At 71.5% G+C, this 15,441-nt stretch carries 15 protein-coding genes; 6 read left to right on the forward strand and 9 right to left on the reverse strand.

What is annotated here, in order from left to right:
- Window positions 1–120 precede the first annotated feature (120 nt).
- From cysN to OHA25_RS18065, 4 genes are all read left to right on the forward strand, one after another.
- A complete protein-coding gene (gene cysN / locus OHA25_RS18050; RefSeq protein WP_327588733.1) occupies window positions 121–1,410 on the forward strand; it encodes a sulfate adenylyltransferase subunit CysN in 1,290 nt (429 codons plus the stop codon).
- Window positions 1,411–1,502: 92 nt separating this feature from the next.
- Entirely contained in the window at window positions 1,503–2,405 is a 903-nt protein-coding gene (locus tag OHA25_RS18055) for a sulfotransferase (RefSeq protein WP_327588734.1), read from the forward strand.
- Between the two features lie 20 nt (window positions 2,406–2,425).
- Window positions 2,426–3,382 (forward strand): glycosyltransferase family 2 protein, encoded by a 957-nt coding sequence (locus OHA25_RS18060; protein ID WP_327588735.1) that lies wholly within the window; start codon window positions 2,426–2,428, stop codon window positions 3,380–3,382.
- A 98-nt stretch (window positions 3,383–3,480) separates the two neighbouring features.
- The gene (locus tag OHA25_RS18065) at window positions 3,481–4,311 is read left to right on the forward strand and encodes a WecB/TagA/CpsF family glycosyltransferase (protein ID WP_442942192.1); all 831 of its coding nucleotides are present in this window, start codon (window positions 3,481–3,483) and stop codon (window positions 4,309–4,311) included.
- On the opposite strand, the gene OHA25_RS18070 is transcribed toward OHA25_RS18065, so the two are convergent.
- Genes OHA25_RS18070 through OHA25_RS18095 form a run of 6 tightly spaced genes read right to left on the reverse strand, consistent with a single transcriptional unit; the run spans window position 4,280 to window position 10,784 of the window.
- The gene (locus OHA25_RS18070; protein ID WP_327588737.1) at window positions 4,280–5,194 is read right to left on the reverse strand and encodes a sulfotransferase; all 915 of its coding nucleotides are present in this window, start codon (window positions 5,192–5,194) and stop codon (window positions 4,280–4,282) included. The two genes, OHA25_RS18065 and OHA25_RS18070, sit on opposite strands and share 32 nt — an antisense overlap.
- On the reverse strand, window positions 5,191–6,465 hold the full coding sequence (locus tag OHA25_RS18075; protein ID WP_327590999.1) for a lipopolysaccharide biosynthesis protein: 1,275 nt from the start codon (window positions 6,463–6,465) through the stop codon (window positions 5,191–5,193). Before OHA25_RS18075 ends, OHA25_RS18070 begins: the two co-directional genes overlap by 4 nt.
- Window positions 6,462–7,316 carry a sulfotransferase family protein gene (locus OHA25_RS18080; RefSeq protein WP_327588738.1) on the reverse strand — a complete coding sequence of 285 codons (855 nt, stop codon included), beginning with the start codon at window positions 7,314–7,316 and terminating at the stop codon, window positions 6,462–6,464. Before OHA25_RS18080 ends, OHA25_RS18075 begins: the two co-directional genes overlap by 4 nt.
- Entirely contained in the window at window positions 7,313–8,209 is an 897-nt protein-coding gene (locus OHA25_RS18085) for a hypothetical protein (protein WP_327588739.1), read from the reverse strand. The genes OHA25_RS18080 and OHA25_RS18085 overlap by 4 nt, the downstream gene beginning before the upstream one ends.
- Window positions 8,206–9,471 carry an O-antigen ligase family protein gene (locus OHA25_RS18090; protein WP_327588740.1) on the reverse strand — a complete coding sequence of 422 codons (1,266 nt, stop codon included), beginning with the start codon at window positions 9,469–9,471 and terminating at the stop codon, window positions 8,206–8,208. Before OHA25_RS18090 ends, OHA25_RS18085 begins: the two co-directional genes overlap by 4 nt.
- Window positions 9,468–10,784 (reverse strand): Wzz/FepE/Etk N-terminal domain-containing protein, encoded by a 1,317-nt coding sequence (locus tag OHA25_RS18095; protein WP_327588741.1) that lies wholly within the window; start codon window positions 10,782–10,784, stop codon window positions 9,468–9,470. The genes OHA25_RS18090 and OHA25_RS18095 overlap by 4 nt, the downstream gene beginning before the upstream one ends.
- Before the next feature lie 328 nt (window positions 10,785–11,112).
- On the opposite strand from OHA25_RS18095, the gene OHA25_RS18100 reads away from it, so the two are divergent.
- Window positions 11,113–12,141 (forward strand): glycoside hydrolase family 26 protein, encoded by a 1,029-nt coding sequence (locus OHA25_RS18100; protein ID WP_327588742.1) that lies wholly within the window; start codon window positions 11,113–11,115, stop codon window positions 12,139–12,141.
- Here OHA25_RS18100 and OHA25_RS18105 read toward each other — a convergent pair.
- The 3 genes from OHA25_RS18105 to OHA25_RS18115 form a co-directional block, all read right to left on the reverse strand.
- The gene (locus OHA25_RS18105; RefSeq protein ID WP_327588743.1) at window positions 12,086–12,976 is read right to left on the reverse strand and encodes a sulfite exporter TauE/SafE family protein; all 891 of its coding nucleotides are present in this window, start codon (window positions 12,974–12,976) and stop codon (window positions 12,086–12,088) included. The two genes, OHA25_RS18100 and OHA25_RS18105, sit on opposite strands and share 56 nt — an antisense overlap.
- Complete coding sequence (gene cysC / locus OHA25_RS18110) at window positions 12,973–14,187, reverse strand: adenylyl-sulfate kinase (protein WP_327588744.1); 1,215 nt, start codon at window positions 14,185–14,187, stop codon at window positions 12,973–12,975. The genes OHA25_RS18105 and cysC overlap by 4 nt, the downstream gene beginning before the upstream one ends.
- Before the next feature lie 80 nt (window positions 14,188–14,267).
- The gene (locus OHA25_RS18115) at window positions 14,268–14,987 is read right to left on the reverse strand and encodes a class I SAM-dependent methyltransferase (RefSeq protein WP_327588745.1); all 720 of its coding nucleotides are present in this window, start codon (window positions 14,985–14,987) and stop codon (window positions 14,268–14,270) included.
- Between the two features lie 62 nt (window positions 14,988–15,049).
- On the opposite strand from OHA25_RS18115, the gene OHA25_RS18120 reads away from it, so the two are divergent.
- Window positions 15,050–15,412 carry a signal peptidase I gene (locus tag OHA25_RS18120; RefSeq protein ID WP_327588746.1) on the forward strand — a complete coding sequence of 121 codons (363 nt, stop codon included), beginning with the start codon at window positions 15,050–15,052 and terminating at the stop codon, window positions 15,410–15,412.
- Window positions 15,413–15,441: the final 29 nt, after the last annotated feature.

Genomic DNA, 15,441 nt, shown 5'->3' on the forward strand with positions numbered 1-15,441 from the left:
CTAATGCCGACCGTCCGTACCAGTTCCGGTTCACCCTGGAAGACCGGCTGTGTCTACTTCAAGGGCTACTTCTAATGCCGACCGTCCGTACCAGTTCCGGTTCACCCTGGAGGACCGGCTGTGTCTACTTCAAGGGCTACTTCTAAAATGGACATTCTTCGCTTTGCCACGGCGGGAAGCGTCGACGACGGCAAGTCCACCCTCATCGGACGGTTGCTCTACGACTCCAAGGCGATCTTCGAGGACCAGCTCGAAGCCGTCGAGCGGACCTCACGTGACCGCGGCACCGAATACACCGACCTGTCGCTGCTGACCGACGGGCTGCGGGCCGAGCGCGAGCAGGGCATCACGATCGACGTGGCATACCGTTATTTCGCGACGCCGCGCCGGAAGTTCATCATCGCGGACACGCCGGGGCACATTCAGTACACCCGCAACATGGTCACCGGCGCCTCCACGGCCGACCTGGCGATCATCCTCATCGACGCCCGCAAGGGCGTGCTGGAGCAGTCGCGCCGGCACGCGTTCCTGACGTCGCTGCTGCGGGTCCCGCACCTGGTGCTGGCCGTCAACAAGATGGACCTGGTGGACTACTCGCAGGAGCGGTTCGAGGAGATCAGGGAGGAGTTCACGGCGTTCGCCTCCAAGCTCAACGTCTCCGACCTGACGTTCATCCCGATCTCCGCGCTCAACGGCGACAACGTGGTCTCCCGCTCGGAGAACATGCCCTGGTATCTCGGCACGTCGCTGCTGCACCACCTGGAGAACGTGCACATCGCCTCCGACCGCAACCTGACCGACGTGCGCTTCCCCGTGCAATACGTCATCCGCCCGCAGCGCGCCACCGAGCACGCCTTCCATGACTACCGCGGCTACGCTGGGCAGGTGGCGGGCGGCGTGCTGAAGCCGGGTGACGAGGTGGTGCACCTGCCGTCGGGCCTGACCACGCGGATCGCCTCGATCGACACGTTCGACGGCCCGGTGGAGGAGGCGTTCCCGCCCATGTCGGTGACGTTGCGTTTCGAGGACGACCTCGACATCTCGCGCGGCGATATGATCGCCCGGCCCAACAACCAGCCGAACGTGGCGCAGGAGCTGGAGGCGATGGTCTGCTGGATGGGCGACGGGGTCAAGCTGACGCCGCGCTCCAAGCTGACGATCAAGCACACCACCCGTACGGCCCGCGCCCTCGTCCGCGACCTGCACTACCGGCTCGACGTCAACACCCTGCACCGGGACGAGGAGGCGACCTCGCTCGGCCTCAACGAGATCGGGCGGGTGTCGTTGCGCGTCACGCAGCCGCTGTTCGTGGACGACTACGGACGTAACCGGCTCACGGGCGGTTTCATCCTGGTGGACGAGGCCACGAACAGCACGGTCGGCGCCGGCATGATCATGGACGGCCGCTGAACGGTAGATCTTTTCGCTCTTCCCTTACCCACTGATTACTCTCCGCGTTAGGGTTCTCGCGTTCCGTATTCGCGACGCGAAAGCCCTCCTCCGTGACCGACCGCGCTATCACCACCCGGGTGATCTACTTGGGCGGTTTGGGCCGTAGTGGCACCACTCTGCTCGAGAGGCTCCTTGGCGAGCTGCCCGGCGTGGTCGCGCTTGGGGAGGTAGTGCACCTGTGGGAGCGGGGAGTCCTGGCGAAGGAACCCTGCGGGTGTGGCGAGCCCTTCCCCGCCTGCGCCTTCTGGTGCCAGGTCGGGGAGCGCGCGTTCGGTGGTTGGGCGAGCGTGACGGCCAACCGGGTCCTGATGCTCCGGCGCCGGGTCGACCGCACCCGCAGGATCGTCCGCATCGCCCATCGCGATCTGGCCGAATACGTGCAGGCCTACCGGCTGGTTTACGCCGCCACCGGCGCCCGCGTCGTGATCGACTCCAGCAAGCACGCCTCCCTCGCCTGGTGTCTGGTGACGAGCGGCGTGGACGTCCACGTGGTCCATGTGGTCAGGGATCCGCGTGCCGTCGCCTACTCCTGGGGCAGGACCGTGGCGCGGCCTGAAGACGGGCAGCCGATGACCCGCTGGGGGCCCGCCCGCACGGCGCTGCAGTGGAGCGCGCAGAATGCCGCGCTGGAGCTGCTCGCGCGGCGCGGGGCCCGCGTGACGACGGTCCGCTACGAGGATCTGCTCGCCGCCCCTGAGCGCACGCTCACGGGGCTGGTCCGCGAGCTCGGGCTGTCCGGCGTCCCCGAGCTCCCGTTCGTCGACGGCCACGCCGTCTGGCTGGGGCCGTCGCACACGGTGTCCGGCAATCCGATGCGGTTCCACGTGGGGCGGGTGGAGCTGCGGCGAGACGACTCCTGGGCGACGGGGCTGGGCAATGGTGACCGGCGGGTGGTCAACGCGCTGACGTGGCCGCTGAGGGCCAGATACGGGTACGGGAGGGCGGCGGGGTGACGCGGCTGCCATCCGTGGGTGTGGTGATCCCAACGCGCGGCGACCGTCCCGGGCCGTTGCGCGAGGCCGTTGCGGCCGTGCTGGCTCAGGACTATGAGGGGGAGCTGGCGCTGGTCGTCGTGGTGGACACCACAACGACGCCAGGTGTGGCGGCTGTGGACGCGGCTGCTCCTGGTGTGGTGTGTGCGGGCCCGGCGGGATCTTGTGTGGCGGCTGCGGACGCGGCGGACCTGGGCTTGGCGTGTGGCGATGCGGCGGTTGTCGTCCTGCCGAACACGCGCACCCCAGGGCTCCCAGGTGCCCGCAACACCGGCATCGCCGCCTGTGACACCGATCTCGTGGCCTTCTGCGACGACGACGACGTCTGGCTGCCGGGCAAGCTCGCGGCCCAAGTGCGCGCGCTACGGGACGCCGGTGGCGAGTTCGCCAGCTGCGGCATCGAGGTCGCCTACGGCCACCGCCGCGTGGCCCGGCTGGCCGGCGCCGAGTCCATCACCGCAGACGATCTTCTGCGGTCGCGCATGGTGATGGTCCACTCATCGACGTTCCTGTTCGTACGTGGCGCGCTGTGGGTCGACGAGAGCGCGCCCGCCGGACAGAACGAGGACTGGGACCTGGCGCTGCGAGCGGCCAAGCGGCGGCCGATCGCGCACGTCGACCGGCCGCTCGTCCAGGTGCGCTGGGGCGGGTCCCACTACGTCGCCCGCTGGGCGGACCGCATTGCCGGGCTCGACTGGATGCTCGCCCGGTACCCCGAACTGGCCGTGGACCCGCGCGGCGCGGCACGGGTCTACGGCCAGCTGGCCTTCAGCCACGCCGCCTTGGGACGCCGGCGCGAGGCCGCGCGCTGGGCCCTGCGCACGTTCGCGGCCCGGGCCGCCGAGCCACGGGCGCCGATCGCCCTGGCGGTGGCCGCCGGCCTCGTCTCGGCGCCGACCGTGCTGTCGATGTTGCACAACCGGGGACACGGGATTTGACCTCGCCGTACACAGGGATCGGGCCATCGACCCCAGCCCCTTCGCCGGCTTCGGGATCCGGCGCGGTGGCGCGCGAGGGTGCGCCCGGGTCCGGCACCATGCCGGCCGTGCCTGGGTCCGGCACCATGCCCGGCAAGCGCGCCGTCGGTGGGCGAGTGCGGGTGGGTGGGGTCGGGGTGGATGCGCTCACCGAGGAGCAGGTGGTGCAGCGGGTGGCCGGCGAGCTGGAGGCCGGCAGAGGCGGCCGGATCGTCACCCCCAACGTCGACATTTGCCGGATCGCCGCCGCCTGCCCCGAGCTGAAGGACCTGGTGTGCTCGGCCGAACTCGTGGTGCCCGACGGGATGCCGTTGGTGTGGGCGGCCCGGCTGCTGGGCACGCCGCTGCCCGAGCGCGTCACCGGAGCCGACCTCCTCTGGGCGCTCAGCGAGCTGGCCGCCCGCCGAGGCTGGCCCGTCTACGTGCTCGGCGGCGGCCCCCCAGACGTCCCGCAGCGAGCCGTCGGCGAGCTCATGAGCCGCTATCCACGGCTACGGGTCTGCGGCTCGCACGCGCCGCCCTACGGCTTCGACGCCACCCCGGAGGGACGCGAGCTCGTACGGCGCAGGCTCGTCGCCGCGCAGCCGCGGCTCGTCTTCGTCGGCCTCGGCTTCCCGCGGCAGGACCAACTCATCGTGGACCTGCGGAAAGAGCTGCCGGAGGCATGGTTCCTCGGATGCGGGGCGGCGATCGCCTTCGCGGCGGGCACGGTGCCGAGAGCGCCGGGATGGATGCGGCAGACCGGGCTGGAGTGGGCGTTCCGGCTGGCCGGCGAGCCGGGTCGGCTGGCACGCCGCTACCTGGTCGACGATCTGCCGTTCGCGGCGCGGCTGCTGGGCCGCTGTCTGGCGACGCGTCTCAGGAGAAGAGCCGATCCAGCCCGGACGTGAGGGCGCGGACGCGGGCCGCGTCTTCCTCGCCAAGGCCGCGGGCGGCCCCCTGGAGCGCGCGGCGCGAGTCCATGCGCCGGTACGCCGTGCGCGACAGGCCCGACCAGGCGAAGGCACCGGCGACCCGCCCGGAGCCTCCCATGCACGCCCTGGCGATGCGACGCGCGGCGGCAGGCGTCCAGGGCAGATCCGCGTAGGCGTACAGGCGCCGGAACCCGGCGATCGGGTCGGCGGCCAGCGACTCGTACGAGGTGACGAGGACGCCGGGCGTCCGGGTCAGGATCGTGTGGGCGACCCGCCACAGCGCGGCGGCCGTGGCGATGCGGTCGTCGGAGCCGGCGACGGCACGCAGCTCCACCACCTCCGGATGGTCGCGGACCAGCAGGGGCTGGTCCAGGAGCTCACGAACGTCGATCGTCCACCCCAGCCGCTGCCAGCTGGCCACGAACGACACCGGATCCCGCACCAGTGCGACCACCCGGCACCCCAGCCGCCGGGCGAACCACCCCGCGCTCAGCACCGCGAACGGGTCGTCGAGCAACGCGCGCCGCCCCGCCAGGCGGCCCAGCGCGAAAGCGGTCCCGTAGCGGAGCAGGCGGGCCAGGTCGTAGGGGGAGCGGTTCGCGCGCAGCTCGGCCAGCCAGTGGTAGCGCAGGGCGACCGTATCCCGGAAGGCAGGCAGCCAGGCGCCGGCGTTGTCGTCGCAGATGTACTGGAACCGGTGCGTCACCTCGGCCCTGAGCACTCCCGGGCAGCGGCCGGGCGGGTGTTGCGGGTTGAGCGGCTCGTTCACGTAGACGAGGTCGCCGCCGGCCGTGAGCATCTTGCCCGTCCAGCTGGTGCCGCTGCGCGGGAGCCCGGTGACGAGGACGGGGGCGCTCATGCCGCCGCCCAGGCACGCCACCGCAGCGCCCCAAGGGTGTGACGGCCGAACGGGTGCAGCCCGTAGCGGCGGTGGAGCTGCCACAGCGGGAGCAGGTTCTTGACGAGCACCCCGCCCGACCAGCCGGCGACCGCGCCGAGCGCCCCATGGGCGGGGATGAGCGCCAGGTCGAGCGCCAGCGTGCATGCGACGGCCGCCAGCAGGTTGAGGAGGCTCGTCCAGGTATGCCCGGCGGCGGTGAGCACGACGTCCACCATCCCGCAGGCCGTGGCCACCATCATCGTCCCGGCCAGCACCAGCGCCACCGGCGCCGCCGACCCGTACGAGGGGCCGAACAGCCGCAGCAGCCACGGCGCCAGCGCGGCGTAGCCGAGCCACACCGGCCACGTCAGCAGGACCAGCCAGATAGTCGCGGCCTGGTAGAGCTCCCGGGCCCGCGCAGGCTCCCCGCTCGCGAGCGCGCCGACCAGCCGAGCCTGTACGGCCTGCGCGAGCCCTTGGTTCGCCAGCTGCCCGACGACCTTGAACCGTGTGGCCGCCGTGTAGACGGCAGCCTGCGCAGGCCCCGCGAGCAGCGCGACGACCACGATGTCCACCCGCTGGAACACCGCCTGAACCGCCCCCGCCACCGACCGGGGAGCCGTGTGGCGCCACAGATCCCGCCCCGTCCCCGGCAGGTACGGGCTCCGCGGCGCCCGCCCCCGCACCGCGGCCGCGGCCAGGACCAGCACCGGCACGTAGGGCAGGGCCCAGGCCACCGGCAACCACTCGACCGCCCCGGCCACGGCTACCCCGGCGACCAGGACCAGCTGGGCGGCAGGCAGCACCATCCCGTCCAGGAGCACGGTCGGGCGCATGGCCCCGAAGCCGCGGGTGGCGGCCAGCAGCACATCACCCAGCACCACGACCGGCACGACCGCCGCCACCACCCCCACCTGGGGGTACAACACCACCGCCGCGGCGCCCGCCGCCACCGCACAGGGCACGAGCGCCGCCCTGATATATCCGGAAATGCCGAGATAGCCGTACGTCTCCGCGCGGGCGATGAAGTACACGAGCCCGTTGCCCGCATCCAGCTTGGCGATCCCCGCCGCCATGAGCACCACGGCGGTCGCCGCGAAGAAGCCCCCGGCCTCAGCGGCCGTGAACGCCCTGGTCACGACCACCACCAGCACGAACTGCGCCAAGGCGGAGAAGGCCGCCGCCGTGACCCCCGCGATCCCGGCCCGCCCCGGCCCCTCGACCTGCCCCTCGACTGGGCCCTGGGTCATCGCCGCCACGACGGCTCCTCGCCCAGCCACCGCACCAGCCGCGCGTCGTACGGCTCGAAGTGCTCCCGCAGCGCCCGCCCGAGCACATGGGGCACCGGCCGCGGCAAGGCCCGCCCGTTGTGCTGCTCAAACACCGGATACCCCAGATGCGGCACCCCCAGGAACTCCAGCACCCGGTCGTAGACCTGCTCGGGGTCCCGGAAGAACCGGTGGCTGTCCAGCACCAGCATCCGGTCCCGCCCGATCAGCGGCTCCAGCCGGTCGAGCTGATCGGCGTAGCGGCCCCGGGCCACGTACGCGTGGTGGCGGTGCGAGTGGTGCAGCGCGTACGGCGACCCGCGCAGCAGCGCCTCTGCCCCCGCCAGCCGTCCTTCCTCCAGCTCGATCGCGTACTCGAGGTGTGACTCCGTCTCGAACCCCCTGGCCAGCTCATGGGCGTGGGCCGAGCAGGCCCGCTCCACCGGATCGCGGACCAGGACGATCAGCTTCACGTCGGGAAGATCGGCCGCTATCCGCTCCCCGGCCAGCGGATGGAACAGGTAATAGGGGGACGACTCGAACGCCAGCGGCCGGCCGCCGTACCGGCGTCCGACCAGCGTCGCCCCCACCCGCAGCGGAAAGTGCGCCTGATACCAGGACAGCCCGTGCCAGTAGGCGACGTCGAAGTAATGCACCCCCTTGTGCAGCACCGGTTTGAGCAGCAGCGGATGTTGCGCCAGCGCCCGGTACAGGGACGTGGTGCCGCACCGCTGCGCCCCCGTGATCAGGAACGACGGCAGCACCCGCGCACTGGACGTGAGCCTGCCCGCGCCCCGCGACAGCGACAGCGCGGACCGCTTGGTGGTCCTCATGTCAGCAGCTCCTCGTGGTCGACGGCCGGATTGAGCCACGTCTGCGGCGGCCCGAGCGGTGTGTGCCCGTCCGCGGCGTGCCGGTCGGCCAGCGCGATGAGGTAGCGCAGCGCGGTCTGCCTGGCGGTGGCCGCCGACAGCCCCAGAGGGGCCAGCTCGCGTGCCGCCCGCGCCACGCACGCCCGGGCGGCGGTAGGCGGATCCATCCTGCGCAGCGCCCGCTGGAAGAAGTGGTGCACGGCGTCGAACCCGTAGGGCACGCCGAGCTCGTAGCGTTCCCAGTCCCATACGAGCAGCCGGCCGCCGGGCGCCGGGCATATGTTCCACGGCGCGAAATCCCCGTGCCAGGCCGGGCTGGGACCGCCGGTGCGTGCGATCTCCTCGATCGCGGCCAGCAGCAGCGGCCGGGGCACGCGGCGGCGCCGCACCGGCAGGGGCGACAGCGCCAGCACCGCCAGCCCGCGCCAGTCGCCGTGGTGGAGCACCGCGGGCGGGGTCACGGTCCTCAGCCCCAGCCCCGCCAGCCTGCGCAGCGCCGTGGCCTCGGAGGTGATCAGCTCGCGTGCGCGGGGGCTGTCGCCGATCTTCACGAACGCGAGCGGCCGGCCGCCGGAGCGGGCCTCCAGGATCGGCTTGCGGTTGGCCCGCAGCGCGGGACGTACGTGGAGGACGGTCTCCACCGGCCGGCCGAAGACCTCGCTCAGATGCGCCGTGATCGACCCCCCGCCCGGAACCACGACCTCGGACCACAGGTGCCACCACCGGCGCGGCGCCAGCCGCCGGGGCACGGCGGCGTGCGGCAGCAGGGTGTACGCCCGGGGCGAGCCGGGCCCCGGATAGAGCAGCCGGACGGTCTCCGAGAGGTAGCCCAGACGGGCGGTCGCATCACTCATGCGTTCCTCCAAAGAAGGGCGAAGGAGATGAGGTAGAGGCCGAGCGGGGTGACCAGGCCGTCGTAGACGAACATGTAGATCAGCACCAGCCCCATCACGAGGACCCCCGCGAGCCCGATGGGGCTGCGGTCGGACCAGTGGCGGCGGATCGCGCCGAGGAAGAACGCGACGTACAGTGCCGCCCCCGTGAAGCCCTGCGTGATGATCAGCAGCCAGAGTTGCCCGTCGCTGCCGAGCGGCGGGTGCCCGCAGGTCGTGCACCACTCGGTACGGCCCGTGGTGATCGTGCGGTGGTTGCCCGTCGCGTTGCGGGTGTTGCCGTAGCCGATCACCGGCGAGTGCTGGGCGGCCGCGAGGGTGGCGGTCACGGTGAAGGCCCTGATGTCGTTCGAGTGTGGTTTGTCCAGCCGCTGCGCCACGAGCGCCGCGAGCGGGCTGAGCGCGAAGGCCAGCGCGGCCGCCGCCACGGCCCCGCACAACGCCACCCTGATGCGTCCGCCGACCCGGACGATCAGGTAAACGACCGCCAGGCCGAGGCCGATCCACAGGCCGCGGTTGAGCGAGTAGACGATGGGGATCGCGGCCAGGGCGATCGCGGCGGCCACGAAGAGCTTGTGCCGCGGCCCGCCGTGGACCCACCAGCCGACCACGGCCCAGATCAGCAGCACCGACACGTTGCTGCCCCACGCGTTCGCCCATTCGAACGGGGCCTCCGGCCTGGGCATGGCGTAGCCGAGCACCTTCTGTGTCTGGGCGGCCGTGGGGTGGATCAGGTTCTGGACGAACGGGTTGTCGCCCAGCCACCGCGGCAGCAGCCACTCGACCGGCGAGGTGTAGGAGAACCCGGGCAGGAAGACGCCGAGCAGCCCGCCCGCTACCGTCGTGACGAACAACACGCCGAGCATGCGCACCAGGCGCAGTTGCGGCAGCTCGCGCTCGGTCAGGTTACCGAGGTAGAGCACCATGATCAGGACGGCCGCGTACAGCGCCAGCCGCATGGCGTAGCCGACGATCCGGCCGGGGCCGAGCTCGCCGTAGGTGCCCGGCGGCGTCTCGGCGAGCATGATCGCACTCACCAGGTAGCCGGCGATCAGCAACAACCACAGCCCGAACCCGGGCGGCACCCTGATCGGGCGGCGCCGCCACAACAGCACCGCCATCGGCACGGCCAGGACGACCACCGACAGGCCGCCGAACCCGAGCGCCCACCAGAGCGGGTAGCCGACCAGCAACGCCGCGATGGGCCAGGCGGGTCCCCTCACGTCGGCTGGCCGGGGCGGGGTGGGCGCAGCGCCTGCATGGGCGTGGTCTCCGCCGACACGCTCACCCCGAACTCGCCGGTGGCGACGAGCTTGCCCAGCGGCGTGTGCGGGCGCGGCTCCAGCAGCGGAACGAACGACGGCACCGCGTCTGCGGCCGTCACCACGCCGATGATCGGCACGTCGTGCCGGCTCAACCGGCTCGCGGCGGCCGTGACCTGCTGCGCGGTGACCCGGCCGAGCCCCACGAGCAGCAGGGCCGCGTCTGCCCTGGCCAGGTCGCGCACGTCGGAGCCGTCGAGCACCGACAGCGGCGCGCGGACCTCCAGCGGCTCGGCGGCGAACGAGGCGCCGAGGTCGGCAGGCAGCGTCTTGATCAGCAGCCGTTTGCCGGGGCACGCGGCGACCACGGCGCAGGCCAGATCGTGCGCCACACCGTGCTCGCGGGGGTCGGAGAGGTCGCCCAGCACGGGCAGGCCGGTCAGCCGCTCGACGTCGGCGGCCGTACGCAGCCGGGTGTCGAGGCGGTCGCGGGCGTATGCGGCGGCGGAGCCGGTCAGAAGCCCCGCCATCAGCCCGGTGCCGAGGTGGAGCGGCAGGCTGGGCGAGCTGGGCGCGGCCGGCGGCGCGGCCCGGCTGATGATCGCGCCGGGCGTCACCGCGACCGTGCGCAACGCGTCGTACTTGAGCGCGAGGCTGGCGGCCTGCCGGTTGAGCACGCCCTGCCGCTGCAGCGCGATCGCCCGCTCGGGGCTGCCCTTGGGCAGTTGGCCGAGATCCTTGATGCCCGCGTCGATGCCGGCGTTGACCTGCTTGAGCTTGGCCAGCACCGCCTGCTGCTGCGCGGCGAGCGCGTCCAGCGTGCTCTCGCGCCGGTGCGCGAGGTAGGCCTCGGCATACGCATGGGACTGGGCGGCGGAGACGCCGGGCTCGGGGGCGGTGACGGAGATCCACAGGACCGCCGAGTTCGGCGGCACCGAGACCACGGCGGGCTCGGCCTTCTCGATCCCCAGCGCCTGCGCGGCGCGGGTGGCGACGACGGCCGACTGCGCGACCTGAGCCTCGGTGTCGAGGTTGAGCGGCTCGCGCTGGCGGGCGGTCACCGGGTTGCCCGGCTCCTGCGGCCCGACCGGCATGACGTGCACCTGCGTGACGGCGGTGTAGGCGGGCGGGGTGAGGCGCATCAGCGCGAGCCCGGCCGTGCCGCCGAACACCACGCAGCCCACGAGCAGCAGCCACCGCCTGCGCAGCAGCGAGAGATGCTCGTCCAGGTCGGCGCCGGGGCGGCGGGCCTGGACGTCCGGCGACTGGCTCATGGGGGAGGTCTCCTGGAAGGTGTGCGCATTGTCGTCGGCCGACGACTCTGCGTCACATGTCGAGGCGTGCGCCCACTATAGGCCGGACGATCAGACCCCGGTCGAATACCCCAAGATTTTCTCCTGTACGGCAGGAAAGAAGGGACGCAATAAATCGAAATAGCCGGAAAATCCGGGCGCACTATTACCCAGCGTGAACTGCGAAGACTTCCCCGCGGGTGGCAATGACATGGCAAGGTTCAGGTGTGACAAGGCGGGGGTCCTTCGACAAGGGGGTTGAACGGCTTTGCTGCTACGGGGAATTACCACCAGAACAACCGGGCTCGTCGTGGTCGCGGCACTTGCCGCCTGCTCGGGCGCCGAGGGCTCCGACGCCCGGGCGCCTGCCACCGCGCCCGTCAAGGACAAGATCGCGGGCGCGCCGGCCTGCACGGCCACCGCCCGGCTCATCCCGTCGTGCGGCGCGTGGTGGGGCCTGGCGCCCGAGGTCTTCACCGGCGCACCGGTCGAGCAGGCGCTGCGCGGCGCCGAGACCCGCATGGGCGCCGCCGCGGACGTGCTGCACGTCTACCACCGGGGCAGCGAGTTGTTCCCCACCGAAGCCGAGGTCAGGCTGGCCCGCGATCCGGCGCGGCCGCGCCTGCTCATGATCAACTGGAAGCCGTCGTTCGACCACACCTGGGCCGAGATCGTCGACGGGGCGCTGGACGGCAGGATCGACCGGCTGGCCGGATATCTCAGGAGCACGTTCCCCGAGCGGTTCTTCCTCACCCTCCACCACGAGCCGGAGAACGACGTGGACGCCTCGTCCGGGTCGGGCATGCAGGCCGCCGACTATGCCGCGATGTACCGGCACATCGTGCTCAGGCTGCGCGAGCAAGGGGTTCGGAACGCCGTCATGGTCATGACGTACATGGGGGCGCCCAACTGGGCGGCCGAGCCCTGGTTCGAGGAGCTCTATCCGGGCGACGACGTGGTGGACTGGGTGGCCATGGATCCCTACGCCGACGACCGGGTCCAGAGCTTCGACGGGCTGGTCAACAAGACCCGCGAGGAATACGCGCAGTGGCCGGGCTTCTACCGGTGGATGCAGATGCGCTTCCCCGGCAAGCCGGTCATGGTGGCCGAGTGGGGGGTGTTCGAGCGGTCCAGGGACCCCGGGTTCAAGCGGAAGTTCTTCGAGTCGGTGCGGCGGCAGGTCAAGCGGTATCCCCAGATCAAGGCGCTGCTTTACTTCGACTCGCCGCGGGCGCCGCGCGGCGACACCAGCTTCGACTCCAACGGTGAAGCCGACCGGGCCTTCACCCGGCTCGCGCGTGATCGGTACTTCCGCTCGACTCCCGTGCCTCGCCCATAGCGGAGGAGCTCCGCCATCTCCAGCCCGCGAGGATGATCGCGCCGGCCACCACGAGTGCCCAGACAGTGAGCGTGTTGCTCGCGTCGAGCAGCTTGAGCGCCGAGGCGAGCAACACGATCGCCAGCAAGGCCCTGATCAGCCCGCCAGGGGCGCGTGAGGAGATCCTGGCGCCGAGGTAGACACCCGGGATCGAGCCGATGAGCAGCGACACCGTGAGGTCCATCTGGAAGTCACCGAACAGCAGGTGGCCGAGCGCGGCCGAGGTGACCAGCGGCACCGCCTGCACCAGGTCGGTGCCGACGAGCTGATTGGCCTTGAGCGCCGGGTAGAGCACGAGCAGGGCCACGATGATCAGCGATCCCGAGCCGACGGAGGAGACACCGACCACCAGCCCGCCTACCATACCGACCAGTAGGGTCGGAATCGGGCGCACGACGATGTCGTGGGCGCTCGACGTCCCGCCCCGCGTGCCGAGCCACGCCTTGATCGCCATCCCCGCGACGGCCAGCAAGAGCGCCACGCCCAGGGCGTACTTGACCGCGTCGCTGACCGCGAACGCCCGCGCCAGGAACACCCCGCAGAACGCGGCCGGCACCGACCCCGCGCACAGCCAGCCCACCAGACGCAGGTTGACCGTGCCGCGCCGCAGGTGCACGACGCTGCCCACCGGCTTCATCACGGCCGAGGCCACCAGGTCGCTGGAGACGGCGGCGAGCGGCGGCACGTTGAAGAACAACATCATCATCGGGGTCATCAGCGCCCCGCCGCCCATGCCGGTCAGCCCGACGACGATCGCGATGAGGAAGGACCCGGCGATCAGGGGGAAATCGATCAACGGACCCATCCTCCGGACCGCAGCGTCCCCAAGACCTGGGAGACGGCCGCGTCGATCGTCATGTGCGTGGTGTCGATCACCAGGTCGGCGTCGTCCGGCTCCTCGTAGGGGTCGGAGATGCCGGTGAACTCGGGGATGAGGCCGGCGCGGGCCTTGGCGTACAGGCCCTTGCGGTCGCGCCGCTCGCACTCCTCCAGCGGCGTCGCGACGTGCACGAGCAGGAAGTCGGCGCCGACCGACTCGACCATCTCGCGCACCTCGGCGCGGGTGGCCGCGTAGGGGGCGATGGGGGCGCAGATGGCCAGCCCGCCGTGCCGCGCGGCCTCGGCGGCCACGAAGCCGATGCGCCGGATGTTGAGGTCGCGGTCGCTCTTGGAGAACGTCAGGCCCTTGGACAGCAGCTGCCGGACCACGTCGCCGTCGAGGTAGGTCACCGTGCGGGTGCCGAGCTCCAGCAGCGCGTCGCGCAGGCCGCGGGCGATCGTGGACTTGCCCGAGCCCGACAGGCCGGTGAAGAAGACCACGAGCCCGCGCCGGTGCGGCGGCCCGGGGATGCTCACCGGCTCGGGCCCGGCGAGGTGCTCGGTCGCGCCGTAGGCGGTGGCGACGTGCTCGCGTAGCTCCAGGTCGATCTCGGGCTCGGCGCGCGGCGCCAGCGGCACGGAGACGACGATCGTGCCGACGGGGAGCTGGTCCTTGGCGCGGAGCGCGGCGCGGACGACCGCGGGGCCGGGCTCGCCGTACGAGAGGGGGAGAAGCATGATCACCGCGTCGAGTTCCTTGGCGGTGTCGACGATCTCGGAGAGGTCGTCGAGCGGGCCTCGCATGGTGACGGCGAGTGCGGGACGTCCGCCGAGCTCTTCCTTCACCTGCGCCGGGGTACGCCGCAGGCGCGCGAACGGCCCGTGCTCCGGCGCGCCGAGAGCCTTGACGGGCCCGCTGGTCAGTCCGTCGGGCTCCTGCGCGGTCACCGTGAGCACGGCGAGCGGCAGGCCCTCCGGGTCCAGCAGCGTGACCTCGTCGCCGGGGGAGACGTCGACCGGCAGATGAAGCGTGACGGGCGCGGGCCAGGGGGTGCCGTCGGCGAGCGTGCCGCTCTCATGGACCGCGTGGAGGTCGTCGTGGCCCAGGAACCCGGTCAGCGGGTCGAACGCCCCGGAAAGCAGCAGCTCGAGGTCGGCCAGCTCGTGCGGCTCGGGGGTCCACTCCACGGTTCCTGCATCCCAACTATTCCGATTGAATTGGTAGAGAATTGTAGGAAGCGAGTCTACCCACTGCCGCCGGTGTGTCGCTAGATGACCCGGGCGAAGTGGTGCTGCGGCTTCCTGATCACCATGGTGATCTCGTCGTGAGAGGCAGGGTAGCGGCCGCTGGTCAACTTCGAGACGGCTCTGACCGCCGCGCCGACGAACCGGCTCTCGCGGGCCGGGCCGCTGACGTTCCGCTCGTCGTCGGTGATCATAAGGCCGCGGCTGAGACAGAACGCGTACATGCCGTCGCTCGACACCAGCGGCTCGTACACCTTCGGCAGCGGCCCCGGCGTGCCCGGGGTGACGAGCGGGCGCCACAGCAGCCGACGCAGCCACGACGGGGTGATCCGGTCGAGAAGGCCGTAGGCCGACCTGCGGTCGCGCATGCGCAGCAGCACCAGCCCGCCCGGGCGCAGGGCCCGCAGGAGGCGGTCGAAGACGAGCTCGGCGTGCCTGACCCGCTCCAGCAGGAACGACAGCTGGATCACGTCGTAGGACCTGGGCGGCAGCGGCACGCCGCGCAGGTCGCCCAGCGACCACGTGACCAGGTCGGGTCGCTCGTCCAGCATGGCCCTGATCGCGGGGTGGTCCTCGTCGACGCCGGTGGCCCTGGTCTCGACCCGCTCCAGCCTCAGCGGCTCGTCGTGGGCGCAGCCGGCGACCAGCACGTCGAGTCGTCTGCAGAGCTGGCTGGTCCAGTGCTCGCGGAGCCGTTGCTCGAAGAGATCGCCCCGCTGGGCGACAGTTCGCACCTCAGACATGTCACCTACAGTAGTCACTCGATCGGTATCAGTAAGGCATTTCCCTGCTAGCGTCCTGGTCTGTGAGCGATCACATCTACGTGGGGAACGCGGGCTCGGACGCGGCCGGCGACCACGGATGGCTGCTCGGCCACTTCAAGCCGCCCGGCGATCCACGGCACAGCGACGAGGTCGAGATCAAGTGGGGCGTGCATCCGGCGGGTGACGAGCGGGTGCAGTGGGTCATGGGCGAGGAACGAACCGCTCTGCTTGTGCTCATCAGCGGCAAGTTCCGGGTCGAGCTGCCGGGCCGTAGCGTGCTGCTGGCCGAGCCGGGCGACTATGTGGTGTGGGGCAAGGGCGTCGACCATTCGTGGCGGGCGGAGGAGGCTTCCACGGTCCTGACCGTCCGCTGGCCCTCCGTACCTGGTTACAGAGTCGGCTGATGTCCGCGGCGAGTACCCTTGAAGAGGAC

This window comes from Nonomuraea sp. NBC_00507 (genome assembly GCF_036013525.1).
Taxonomy (GTDB): domain Bacteria; phylum Actinomycetota; class Actinomycetes; order Streptosporangiales; family Streptosporangiaceae; genus Nonomuraea.